Raw genomic sequence first — 13,481 nt, 5'->3', positions numbered from 1 at the left:
CATGATGAAACCCGACTCGGATCATCTCTTTAACGAAGATAGCGAACAGTTGTTAGAGAGTTTAGAAGACAAAGACGCCGACGGTAATGAGGCTCTAGACGAACTCAGCTTTTTATTGGAGCAGAGTCCCTCTCCAGCAGCCAGATCTGGGGACTCTCTTAGCCAAACCCCGTCTTCCTTGACCTCGGAAAGGGAATTAGAGGAACTGTTTGGCGATAGCATCAATTGGAAAGATGCCCCGACTAATAATCTTTATTCTACCCGTGAGCCAGCTGCCAAGGCGGAACTGGAAGATGGGGATGATCTCGCATCTCTGCTGCTAGAAGATGCAGCAGTTCCAGACTCAGAAGCAATTATAGCCATCAGCCACCCTAATTTTTACGACAGCCTCGAAGACTTAGAAGCTTTTCTGGAAAAACCCACGCCACCGGCGCAACCGCCACTACCAGACATCTTTGAATCCCTAGAGGTCCTTCTCTGGGAATCCCCAGCAGTGGACCCGGTGGCGGCGGTGGAACCTCTGACAGGGTTAGAATCACTGGAAATTGCCCCAGAAAGCCTCCTAGAGGATGAATTCAAGGATTTAGAAAAACTCCTCGAAGAAACCAATCAGGTGATGGCAGCAAATCCGGCGGCCAGTGTCAGTTCACCAGTCGGGTCAAAAAACCTGCGTCCCCTTGTCAGTAAAGCTTTTGAACAGACGATGCGGGTGCCGATCAAACAATTGGATAACCTCAGCAATCTGATCGGGGAACTGGTGGTTAAACGCAATCGCCTGGAAGAGGAACAGGATCGCCTGCGTCTCTTTTTAGATAATTTGCTAACCTGCGTCCAACATCTGGGGGATGTGGGCATTCGGATGCAGGATCTCTATGAAAGAAGCCTCCTAGAAGGGGCTTTACTGGCTAGTCGCAATTACGGTGGTGCCATCGGTTACGGTAGAGTTCAGGGAGAAAATCAGGGGGATTCGTCCATGGACGGTCAACTAGATGCCCTAGAGATCGACCGTTTTACCGATTTCCATTTATTATCCCAAGAGATGATCGAATTGATCGTACGAGTGCGAGAATCGGCCTCTGATCTTCAATTTGTCGTCGATGAAACCGATCAGGTGACGCACAGTCTGCGACAGGCCACCACTCAACTACAGGAAGGGATGACCAAATCGCGCATGGTTCCCTTTAGTCAAACTGCCGATCGCCTACCCCGGGCAATTCGGGATATTTCCCTGAAACTCGATAAACAAGCCAAATTAAAAGTGGAAGGGGGTGATGTTCTCATCGATAAGATGATCCTCGAACATCTCAATAGTCCCATGACCCATTTGGTCAACAATGCGATCACCCACGGCATTGAATCACCCCAAGAACGCCTGGCCAAAGGGAAACCCGCCCTCGGTACCATCTCTGTGGGGGCATTCCTACAGGGTAATCAAACCGTGATCACCGTTAGTGATGATGGGGCCGGTATTGATGCTGATCAGGTGAAAGGCAAGGCGATCAAAAAAGGCCTGATCGGCGCTCAGGAAGCTGAACACCTCAGTCCCCAAGAAGTCTATGAACTCCTCTTTCACCCCGGTTTTAGTACCAAAGATCAGGCCGATGATTTTTCCGGTCGTGGGGTGGGTTTAGATGTGGTGCGGACCAGTTTAATCGATGTGCGCGGGACCGTTACTATTGACTCGGTACTGGGCAAAGGAAGCACTTTTACGCTCCGTTTACCCCTAACCCTGACTATCTGTAAGGCCCTCTGTTGTGTTAGTAATCATGCGCGCATCGGTTTCTCTATGGACGGAGTGGAAGATATGAAGGATTTCCGGGCCAGCGAGATGCAAATCGATCGGGAGGGACGGCGCTGCGTTTTCTGGCAAAATACTTTACTACCCTTCCAACCCTTGAGCGAATTGCTTTCCTACAATCGGCAACTAAGTCGCGGTAGTTTTTATACTGGCAAACAGGAGGAAGACTCTTTTTCGATCGTGATCCTGCGCGGTGGTAATAATCTCCTCGCAGTACAGGTGGATCAAGTGATCGGTGAACTGGAAATCGTCATCAAACAGATCGAAGGACCGATTCCGAAAACGGCTGGGATTGCTGGGGCGACGGTTTTGGGGGATGGTACGGTGATGCCGATCGGCGATGTGTTAGAGTTAATTGACATCGCCAGGGGTCGTCTGCGTACCGATAACGGTGGTCTTTGGCGCCAACCTGTCCCTCCCGTAGCGGTGGAAACTAGCCAAAAATCGGAGGCTATGGTTCTGATTGTCGATGATTCGATTACTGTCCTGGAATTGCTCTCTTTAAGCTTTAGTAAAGCCGGTTATCGTGTGGAACAGGCCCGGGATGGTCAAGAAGCTTGGGAAAAATTACGCAGCGGTTTGCCCTGTGATATCGTTTTCTGCGATATCGAGATGCCCCGCATGAATGGCCTAGAATTACTCTATAATTTGCGAAAAGACCCCCGATTAGCGTCGATTCCCGTGGCTTTATTGACTTCCCGAGGAGCGGAACGTCATCGTCAGGTGGCGGCGACATTAGGAGCTAGTGGTTATTTTACCAAGCCCTACACGGAAAGAGATTTACTCTCGGCGGCTGAAAGAATGATTGCGGGGGAAGTGTTACTAGCTAATAGTATTAAAGCGACTTCTAATCGGTCTTTATCCACGGATACAACGATGATTGACAGTAATCCCGCTAATTTCTTTGCACAATCGACTCCTCGGGTCTTGATTGTCGATGATTCGGTAACGGCGCGGGAAATGTTAGCGATTTCTTTGGTTAAAGCTGGTTATCGCATTGAAAAGGCCCGAGACGGTTTAGAAGCATGGGAAAAATTACGGGCTGGATTAGCTTGTGATCTGATTCTCTGCGATCTGGAAATGCCTCGCCTGAATGGGTTAGAATTGCTCTCTCGTCTGCAAGAGGATGAACAACTTCAAGGGATACCAGTAGCGATGATTACCTCGCGAGGGTCGCAAAAAATGCAGCATCTCGCCGCCGCTAAAGGGGCAAAAGGTTATTTTGTCAAGCCCTATATTGAGGATGTTTTACTGTCGGCAGCCCAACGTTTAATCGCTGGTGAGGTGTTAATCCAAAAAGAAAGTCCCGCGGATTAGCTTGGGTTAAGTAGCTGGTTATAATTAAATTAAAAATGGATTTTAGGTTCGATCCCCCCTTAGTCCCCCCTTGATAAGGGGGGTGCCGGTAGGCGGGGGGATCTCCCTTGATAAGGGGGTGCCGATCCCCCCTTAGTCCCCCCTTGATAAGGGGGGCATCTGATAATTTTTAACGCCTACCTACTTAACTTGCTAATTTGAATTTGTTTTCCGAAAAATCATTAAATGTTGTTGGGGCAAAGTCTCGATGATTTCTTCTGGCACTAAACCGATAGCGGCCATTTCTTTTTCTACCTGTCTGCGGGTCATTTTATGAAGGGCCTTGATGGGAATCAGGGGATTTTCACGACGGTATTCTACTAATACCACCCTACCATCGGGTTTTAAGGATTTGACCAGATTCTCCATCATCTCGCGGGGACAGGAAAACTCGTGATAAGCATCGACCATTAAAGCTAAATCGATCGCATTTATAGGCAATTTGGGATCGGTTTCTGTCCCGAGAATTGTGGTGACATTCTTAACTTGGTTTTCCTCGGCTAAAAAATCAATTGCCCCTAACATTTCCGGTTGCACATCGACGGCGAAAACTTGTGCGACTAAATTCGCCATAGGAAAACTAAAATAACCTGTCCCCGCGCCGATATCTGCCACCAGGTCTGTGGGTTTTAAATGTAGTGCGGTGATCAGATCATCGGGTTTTTCTGTGAAACGGCGACTAGGACGTTCTAACCATAACATTTCTTGGTGTCCCATGACTTTAGCGATTTCCCGTCCTAGATAAAATTTACCGATACCATCGCGACTATGAAGCGATCGAATCTGATAATATTGCTGCGGTGCTAAAACTGAAGCATCGTAGGTAAGATTTAATAATCCGAAACCGCAAAAAACCACTATTAGAAACGAGACAATTAAGAAAAATTTTTGCTTAAACAGCATCGGGATTAAAAACGGTGGGCTAGAAAAAATAAATTCCCCGTCCGGGACAGGGAAAAAATCCGTCTTGATCAACAAAACAATTAATCCAAAAATCCCATTAAAGTTTCGGGATCATCGATTTCATTGGAAGCAACGGGACGATTACCCATGACTGTATAAGTTTCGCTAATGTGCAGATGACTGAGAGCGATCGGACGATTGCCAGAAATCGCTAGAGTGCTACTGACTTCCATACCACTAGAGCCGACAGGACGCAATCCACCGACGGAAGAATAGGTACTAACCACTTTCAGATGGCTAACTTCCACGGGACGGCCCCCGGGTAACATTTCATCTTCCGTGAAGTGAAGATGGCTAGTACCAACAGGACGATTTTCGGGTAAGCGATGTTCAGGTTGATAGAATTTTAAGGCTTTGGAAGCCGATTCAGCGTTGTTTTTCACCGAAAGGGCGACCACTTCTTTATCTTTGGCGGTTTTAGCCGTAGTAGCTTTACCGCGTGGGCTGCTGGTCTTTTCTTCTGTGGTTGCTGGGGTTTGAGTCCCGTTCGTTTCTAGATTTTCCACCGTCATAACCTGATACTCCTTTCCGTTAATAGCTTCGGGGAAACGATAAGATTTAAGTTTAGGGTATTCTCGAAGACTTTTAATCTTTTTTTAAAATCCTCTCTAATATTAAGATACATCTTTCTTTCCCAAAACCCTATAAGTGTTGGTAATTTGATTGATAATTTATTTTGCCTGTTCTCTACACCTAGCCGCTAATGACCGCTTTTCAACTACAAGCACCCTTTCAACCCACCGGGGATCAACCGGCAGCGATCGATAAATTAGTAGATTCCCTGCAAAACCAGCATCGTTTCCAAACCCTCCTAGGGGCAACCGGCACCGGCAAAACCTTCACCATTGCCGCTGTGATCGAGAAAATCGGCAGGCCTACCCTCGTCCTTGCCCATAATAAGACCCTGGCGGCCCAATTATGCAACGAATTGCGGCAATTTTTCCCCAATAACGCCGTGGAATACTTTATCAGCTATTACGACTACTATCAACCGGAGGCTTATATTCCCGTCAGCGATACCTACATCGAAAAGAGTTCTTCGATTAATGATGAGATCGATATGCTGCGCCATTCGGCCACGCGATCGCTGTTTGAACGCAGGGATGTGATCGTCGTCGCTTCCATTAGTTGTATTTATGGTTTAGGAATGCCTGCGGAATACCTAAAAGCGGCGATTTCCTTAACAGTTGGTCAAGAGTTCGACCAAAGGCAATTATTACGGGCCTTGGTGTCAGTGCAGTACAATCGCAATGATTTGGAGTTAACTCGCGGTCGTTTTCGTCTGAAGGGCGATATTTTGGAAATTGTTCCCGCTTACGAGGATCGGGTTATTAAAATTGATTTTTTTGGCGATGAGATTGAAAGTATTCGTTATCTCGATCCCCTGACGGGGGAAGTTTTGCAAAAATTAGAGCGAATTAGTATTTATCCGGCCCGTCACTTTGTTACCCCGGAGGAGCGTTTAGAGGTGGCTTGTCGGGATATTAAAACCGAGTTAGATAACCGTTTATTGGAGTTAGAAAAAGCGGGCAAATTACTGGAAGCGCAACGTTTAGACCAACGGACTCGTTATGATTTAGAAATGTTGCAGGAAGTGGGTTATTGTAATGGCGTAGAAAATTATTCGCGGCATTTAGCGGGTAGATTAGCGGGGGAACCGCCGGAATGTTTGGTGGATTATTTTCCTCAAGATTGGTTATTAGTTGTGGATGAGTCTCATGTTAGTGTGCCGCAGATTCGCGGGATGTATAATGGCGATCAATCACGAAAAAAAGTTTTGATCGATCACGGGTTTCGTTTACCCAGTGCTGCGGATAATCGTCCTTTGAAGTCGGAAGAATTTTGGCAGAAAGTTAATCAATGTATTTTTGTTTCGGCCACTCCAGGAGATTGGGAATTAGAACAGTCAGAAAATCGCATTGTTGAGCAAATTATCCGACCGACGGGAGTTTTAGATCCGGAGATTTTTGTGCGACCAACCGAGGGACAAGTGGATGATTTATTAGGGGAAATTAAAGATCGAGTGCGGTTAAATGAACGGGTTTTGATTACCACTTTAACTAAACGCATGGCCGAAGATTTAACCGAATACTTGCAAGAAAGGGGAATTAAAGTTAGATATCTACATTCGGAAATTCAATCAATTCAACGGATTGAAATTATTCAAGACCTGCGAGAAGGGGTCTTTGACGTGCTGATCGGGGTGAATTTGCTTCGCGAGGGGTTAGACCTGCCGGAAGTGTCTTTAGTGGCGATTTTAGACGCAGATAAGGAAGGATTTTTAAGGGCTACCCGCTCTTTAATTCAAACTATCGGCAGGGCCGCTCGTCATATTCGCGGTCAGGCAATTCTTTACGGAGATAATCTCACGGATAGTATGATTAATGCGATCGAAGAAACTAAGAGACGGCGCGCTATTCAAGAGGAATATAACCAGAAACATGGGATTATTCCGCAACCGATTGTTAAAAGGTCGAGTAATTCAATTTTAGCTTTTCTGGATATTTCCCGTCGTCTAAATTCCCAACAATTAGATCAGGTTTGTGAGAATATAGAAGAGCTTTCTTTGGAACAAATTCCCGAGTTAATTCAACAACTAGAAGCGCAAATGAAAGAAGCGGCGAAAAATCTAGAATTCGAGTCAGCAGCTAAATATCGTGATCGGATTAAGCAATTACGAGATAAGTTATTAAATCATGTTAGATAAACCTATGACTAGATTTATTCATGACCAGTTTGCCAAAGATTATCTCGAAGAATTATTATCTTCTCTGGGAGAAGTAAAATCGGCACGGGTTGTACGAGGAGAAGTACGAGAAATCGATGTCTGGTTTTCACCCCAGATGCTCGATAATAATCCGAGAGAACTGCTAGGATTACTGGGAAAAATGGCGATTAATCCCTGTTTATTTGAACCCTTTCGCAATCCTGTCACTGCTACAGAAATTAGGACTTGTCTGTTAAAACTGTTGGAAGTGGAAGGAGAAATTAATCGTCAAGCAAATCGTCAGAAAACGAATGTTAACGAGGCAGAAATCCCCCGTCTCTGGATTTTGACTCCCACCGCTTCCTCGCAACTGTTAGGAGGATTCGGAGCTAAATTAGATGAGGAGAATTGGGGGAAAGGTATCTATTTTTTAGCTCCCTCTTTACGCACGGCAATCACCGTTATCCATCAATTACCCCCAACAGAAGCAACTCTCTGGTTAAGAATTTTAGGCCGGGGAAAAGTACAAGCAAGGGCGATCGATGAGCTAGAATCGTTACCAGAGGATCATCCTTTTCGGGTAAATGCTCTAGAATTATTATTAAACTTGAGAACTTCTTTAACTAACGATCAAGAGCTTGAACAGGAGGACAGAGAGTTAATTATGAGATTATCACCTTTATACACTTCCCGTCTTCAGGAAGAACTGGATGCTGGCCGTCAACAGGGTCTTCAACAGGGTCTTCAACAGGGTCTTCAACAAGGTCTTCAACAAGGTCTTCAACAAGGTCTTCAACAGGGTCTTCAACAGGGTCTTCAACAAGGTCTTCAACAAGGTCTTCAACAGGGTCTTCAACAGGGAGAACGTCTGGTGGTAGAAAATTTATTGAAAGCTCGTTTTGGTAATTTAGACCCAGATTTGTCCGTAATCATCGAGCGCATTTTATTATTACCAGTGGAGGAGTTTACCCCTTTAATAATTAATTCATCTCGCACAGAATTAATTGCCCACTTTTCCAATTAAAAGAATAACTCAATCCTTTAATGATACTGGATTTTGAAATTGGCTGATTAACCAGAGCAGGCAATTTTCTGGGCAAATTGGGGATATTTCGGATTAAGCAATCGCGAGATAAGTAGGGAGGCACAATTATTTGTAGGATGGGTTAGCGGTAGCGTAACATAATCGGGCGTTGGGTTTCATGCTTTAACCCAACCTACGTTCATCTTATATTTAATTCCACCCACCCACTTAAGTTATACTTTGCACGGCTACAACTTGCATTTTTTACTCAAGGACAATAATATAGTTTAAGAGTCATAATTAGAAGCAAAGCACTCATTAAAAACATGATTAACCTAGAATTCACGGAAGAAGAAAAGAACTCACTGTATTATGAAAGATTTCATCATCCTCATCCCCAGGTTCAACTGAAGATGGAAGTTCTCTGGTTAAAAAGCCAAAAGATACCGCACCAAAAAATTTGTCAGTTAGCAGGAATCTCGCCAAATACCTTATCAACCTATCTTCGAGATTATGAAGAAGGCGGAATAGAAAAATTAAAAGAAATCAACTTCTATCGCCCTAAAAGTGAATTAGAGTCTCAAAAAGAAACCCTCAAAAAATACTTCGAGAAAAATCCACCAGCCACAATAAATGAAGCTGTATATTAGGATAGAAGAATTGACGGGAATAAAACGAAGTCCTACCCAAGTGAGAAAATTCTTAAAATCAATGGGAATGAAATGTTTAAAAGTAGGTTCTCTTCCTTCTAAAGCTGACCCAGATGAACAAGAGGACTACAAAGAAAAAAAGCTAGAACCCAGACTAAATGAGGCTAAAGAAGGAAAAAGGGCTGTTTTTTTTGTTGATGCGCCTCACTTTGTTATGGGAGCATTTCTCGGTTTTGTTTGGTGTTTTGAGAGACTTTTTGTTAAGTCACCGAGCGGGCGTAAACGCTTTAAGGTTTTAGGAGCATTAAATGCGATAACCCATGAAGTTATTCTGGTAACATATGAAACTTATATTACAGCAACTCAAGTATGTGAACTCACGTCAAAAATAGCTGCTTTAGGACTAATGATTCCCATCACTCTAGTCTTAGATAATGCCCGCTATCAAAAATGTAAAATTGTTGAAGAATTAGCTCTTTCTTTGTCAATAGAACTGCTCTATCTGCCGTCTTATTCACCTAATCTAAATTTAATTGAAAGGCTGTGGAAATTGGTCAAAAAGAAATGTTTATATGGTAAATATTATGAGAACTTTTCTGACTTTTCTTCAGCTATTTATGAATGTCTGAATGATGCCCATCTGAAACATAAAAAAGAACTGGATTCCTTGCTGACTCTACGATTTCAGAAGTTTAATAAATCTCAGATTATGAACGTCTAAAGTATATTAAATCATCTTAGATAAACCTATGACTAGATTTATTCATGACCAGTTTGCCAAAGATTATCTCGAAGAATTATTATCTTCTCTGGGAGAAGTAAAATCGGCACGGGTTGTACGAGGAGAAGTACGAGAAATCGATGTCTGGTTTTCACCCCAGATGCTCGATAATAATCCGAGAGAACTGCTAGGATTACTGGGAAAAATGGCGATTAATCCCTGTTTATTTGAACCCTTTCGCAATCCTGTCACTGCTACAGAAATTAGGACTTGTCTGTTAAAACTGTTGGAAGTGGAAGGAGAAATTAATCGTCAAGCAAATCGTCAGAAAACGAATGTTAACGAGGCAGAAATCCCCCGTCTCTGGATTTTGACTCCCACCGCTTCCTCGCAACTGTTAGGAGGATTCGGAGCTAAATTAGATGAGGAGAATTGGGGGAAAGGTATCTATTTTTTAGCTCCCTCTTTACGCACGGCAATCACCGTTATCCATCAATTACCCCCAACAGAAGCAACTCTCTGGTTAAGAATTTTAGGCCGGGGAAAAGTACAAGCAAGGGCGATCGATGAGCTAGAATCGTTACCAGAGGATCATCCTTTTCGGGTAAATGCTCTAGAATTATTATTAAACTTGAGAACTTCTTTAACTAACGATCAAGAGCTTGAACAGGAGGACAGAGAGTTAATTATGAGATTATCACCTTTATACACTTCCCGTCTTCAGGAAGAACTGGATGCTGGCCGTCAACAGGGTCTTCAACAGGGTCTTCAACAGGGTCTTCAACAGGGTCTTCAACAAGGTCTTCAACAAGGTCTTCAACAGGGTCTCCAACAGGGTCTCCAACAGGGTCTTCAACAAGGTCTTCAACAAGGTCTTCAACAGGGTCTTCAACAAGGTCTTCAACAAGGTCTTCAACAGGGTCTTCAACAGGGTCTTCAACAAGGAGAACGTCTGGTGATAGAAAATTTATTGAAAGCTCGTTTTGGTAGTTTAGACCCAGATTTGTCCGTAATCATCGAGCGCATTTTATTATTACCAGTGGAGGAGTTTACCCCTTTAATAATTAATTCATCTCGCACAGAATTAATTGCCCACTTTTCCAATTAAAAGAATAACTCAATCCTTTAATGATACTGGATTTTGAAATTGGCTGATTAACCAGAGCAGGCAATTTTCTGGGCAAATTCGGGGATATTGAGGATCGTTCTGGAACCAGCATCAGCTTTCTTGCTAATTTGTGGCCAATTAGCGGCAATTTAACTCTGATGACGTTGGAATAGCTTTTCTAAAGCTTCCTTCAAGGTTGGTTCCATGACAATTTTATTTTGATAAGCAACTGTTACTCTAGCGATTGTCGGGACACTATTTTGGTCTGCCACTAGATACAAAGGTTCTACATAAAGCAGCGATTGTTCAATGGGAATAATTAATAGGTGTCCTTGCAAAACTTTAGAACCGTCCCGATTCCAAAGAGAAATCTGTTGAGAAATATCTGGATCTTGGTTAATTAAAGCCTCAATTTGATTCGGCCCGTACACTAACCTTTGTTTAGGAAATTGATAGAGCAATAACTTACCATACTCTCTATCATCTGAACGAGCTGCCAACCAAGCGATTAAATTTTGCCGACTAGAGGGAGTATAGGGATGGAGAAGAATAAATTCTTCTTTGTCGGAATCGGGCAGTTTCATGATTAAATAATAGGGTGATACAGCCTGGGGTTCCGTGCCATAAATTTCTAGGGGAATTTCCCATTGATCCTCCCGATTATAAAATACTTGCGGATCGGTCATGTGATAGGTTAATAATCTTTCTGCTTGGGTACTAAATAAATCTTCGGGATAACGGATATGACTGCGGAGAGTTTTTGGCATTTCTGCTAAAGATTTAAAGAGATGAGGAAAGATTTTACTCCACGTCTGAATGATTGGATCATTTTCATCGGCAACATAGAAATTCACTGTTCCATGATAGGCATCCACTACCACTTTCACCGAATTGCGAATATAGTTAAATTTATCTTTCCCCGGGTCAGAATAGGGATAGCGATCGCTGATAGTATAAGCATCAATAATCCAATGTAATTTACTACTACTATCGCCCACATCTGCCGCTACTAAATAGGGGTTGCGATCATAATTTAAAAAAGGTGCGATAGTTTGCACGCGATTTTGGATATCACGACGCATTAACAAGCGAGTTTCGGGAGTAAAATCTTGGCTAAATAACATTTGCCAATCCCGCAGATAAAGGGCAAATAGCCAACGTCTCCACCCCTTCCCCACTAAGATTCCTCCCTTTCCATCGTAGGTATTATAGACATTTCCATCCCCGCTAGGAAAATCCAATTCTTCTACGGTGGTGGGAGTCATCACATAATTATTAGTTAATTCCCCGTAGTAAATGCGGGGTTTACCAATGGGAATACTATAATCAATTAATTCGCTAGAAGTTTGGAGGGCTCCTTCGTCTTTATTTGTGCCGATATCTTTGACAAAATAGTAAGGTAAACCCGCAGCAGCTACTAAATTAACCGGAGAAAGAGTGAACCCATAACCGTGGGTATAAACGAGGTGTTTATTCACCCAAGTGTTAGCAGAAGTGGGAACCGCACTATAATCTAATTCTCTAGCGGCAATAATGGTCTGTTGTTTTTCAGATATTTGACGTTCCTCGATTTTTTCAGGCAGTCCTACGCGTACCCGATAGCGATCGATATCAGCATCAGGGAATTTATAATATAAGCGAATTTGCTGTAATTGTCGGTTAGTTTCTAGCAGTGGTTTGGTGTCCCAAAGACGAATATTATCGATAGTTAGATGGTTTCTCTCTAAAACTTCGGCATTTAATTCGGCCTGTGGATCGAAAACTTGGGCATCAATTCTATCTAAGGAAAAAGCCGCTCTTGTGGATTGAATACTTCTTTCAATATAGGGTCTTTCTCTCACTAATTCATTCGGTTGTACGACAGTTCTTTGTAATAGTCCACTGATAATTGTGCCACTTATCCAAACAATTAAATAGAGAAATACAGGAACTAAGTAGGGGTAAAATACCAACTTTTTCTTAGTGTTTTTGTATAACTTGCGACGGTCTTTTTTACCAAATAATGCTTTTTCTCCTAACCATATAGAGGTTATTCCTGCAATAATTCCCAGAATAATTTCAATAAATTGACCAACATGAACATCGATATAACCCGCACCATAAACTACCCCTTCCGGAGAGTAAAGTAGCAGGTAACGCTGAATAATATGGTGTAATACTAGCAGCCCCATTAACCCACTCCACAGGGCGTATAAATGACGCAGTTGCGGACGAGAAAACCCCGGAAATGTTCCCAGAGAAAGACTATCACCCGAAAAAAGATAGGTTAAACTAACAGCAAAAAGAGTATATATTCCCACACCACCGAGCCATAATTCTAGTAACTGCCACAGGGGTAATTGAAAGATATAAAAACCTAAATCATTCCCGTATTGAGGATCGTTAATATTGAAAGGAACACCATAAAAATATTTTAAAAAGTTCGCCCACTGCCCAGCAATAATAAAAGATAGCATGACAGTTAATACTATAGATATTATTCGCAAAAAATACTCGGTTTTAATTAATAATCCCAAGACTAAAAAAGCGATAATTACCCCTTGCCAAAGATTACTGGAAATATCGGTTAATACTTGCCTAATCCAAACTATTTGCAGAGGAGAACTTAGGGAAGAACTAAGGTTAGGGAGATTAAAATCTGGTGTCCAGAGACTGAGGGCTAGTTTACTGTAATACAATAACATTGACCCAATCCAAGCTCCAATTCCCGTTGTGATAATCAAAAGGCCGAGTAAATTAATACTAGGAGATTGAGGACTAAGAGGATAACTATCTTCTTTGGGTTTTTGCCAACGAAAACGCTGGGCTAAACGTAAATTAGTAAAAATAAAGAGTAGAGAAAGAATCGCACTTCCCCAACCTAATCCTAGTTGCCAAGACAATTGTTTCAGGAAAGTGTTTAAATAACCCATCTCGGTAAACCAGAGGCTATTGGCTAAAACTAATATCCCCAACTCCCCGATCACAAGGCAGCCGAGAAACAGTAAAATAGGTTTAGCGATCGAGCTTCGGTTATGTCTGATCAACATGGATAAAGTGATAAGGGAGAGTCTTTTTTCATTCTAGCGATTTTAGTTTCTCCCTGCTGCTTTTTCTTAATTTAAAGATAAACTTAAGAAACTATGACTAGGTTAGGGCAATAATTTCGCTTAAA

Annotated in this window: 7 protein-coding genes and 1 pseudogene; 5 read left to right on the top strand and 3 right to left on the bottom strand. The window is 42.7% G+C overall.

Annotation, left to right across the window (positions count from 1 at the left end):
* Position 1 precedes the first annotated feature (1 nt).
* Positions 2-3,115 carry a hybrid sensor histidine kinase/response regulator gene (locus tag VL20_RS15430; RefSeq protein ID WP_052277008.1) on the top strand — a complete coding sequence of 1,038 codons (3,114 nt, stop codon included), beginning with the start codon at positions 2-4 and terminating at the stop codon, positions 3,113-3,115.
* 192 nt (positions 3,116-3,307) lie between these two features.
* Here VL20_RS15430 and VL20_RS15425 read toward each other — a convergent pair whose 3' ends face one another.
* Both VL20_RS15425 and VL20_RS15420 read right to left on the bottom strand, forming a co-directional pair.
* Complete coding sequence (locus tag VL20_RS15425) at positions 3,308-4,057, bottom strand: class I SAM-dependent methyltransferase (protein ID WP_052277007.1); 750 nt, start codon at positions 4,055-4,057, stop codon at positions 3,308-3,310.
* Positions 4,058-4,137: 80 nt separating this feature from the next.
* Positions 4,138-4,629, bottom strand: coding sequence for a hypothetical protein (locus tag VL20_RS15420; protein ID WP_002760830.1), 492 nt, complete (start codon positions 4,627-4,629; stop codon positions 4,138-4,140).
* A gap of 191 nt (positions 4,630-4,820) precedes the next feature.
* On the opposite strand from VL20_RS15420, the gene uvrB reads away from it, so the two are divergent.
* From uvrB to VL20_RS15395, 4 genes and pseudogenes are all read left to right on the top strand, one after another.
* Positions 4,821-6,824, top strand: coding sequence for an excinuclease ABC subunit UvrB (gene uvrB / locus VL20_RS15415; RefSeq protein ID WP_052277006.1), 2,004 nt, complete (start codon positions 4,821-4,823; stop codon positions 6,822-6,824).
* A gap of 4 nt (positions 6,825-6,828) precedes the next feature.
* Entirely contained in the window at positions 6,829-7,848 is a 1,020-nt protein-coding gene (locus VL20_RS15410) for a hypothetical protein (RefSeq protein WP_052278483.1), read from the top strand.
* Between the two features lie 326 nt (positions 7,849-8,174).
* Positions 8,175-9,219: pseudogene (locus tag VL20_RS28980) on the top strand (IS630 family transposase).
* 28 nt (positions 9,220-9,247) lie between these two features.
* On the top strand, positions 9,248-10,327 hold the full coding sequence (locus tag VL20_RS15395) for a hypothetical protein (RefSeq protein WP_052277004.1): 1,080 nt from the start codon (positions 9,248-9,250) through the stop codon (positions 10,325-10,327).
* A 149-nt stretch (positions 10,328-10,476) separates the two neighbouring features.
* Here VL20_RS15395 and VL20_RS15390 read toward each other — a convergent pair whose 3' ends face one another.
* Positions 10,477-13,356 (bottom strand): UPF0182 family protein, encoded by a 2,880-nt coding sequence (locus tag VL20_RS15390; RefSeq protein ID WP_052277003.1) that lies wholly within the window; start codon positions 13,354-13,356, stop codon positions 10,477-10,479.
* Between the last annotated feature and the right edge of the window lie 125 nt (positions 13,357-13,481).

It is taken from the genome of Microcystis panniformis FACHB-1757 (genome assembly GCF_001264245.1).
In the GTDB taxonomy this organism is placed as follows: domain Bacteria; phylum Cyanobacteriota; class Cyanobacteriia; order Cyanobacteriales; family Microcystaceae; genus Microcystis; species Microcystis panniformis.
Note: the sequence above shows the minus strand (reverse complement) of the source record. Positions and strands in the feature narration are given on the sequence as shown.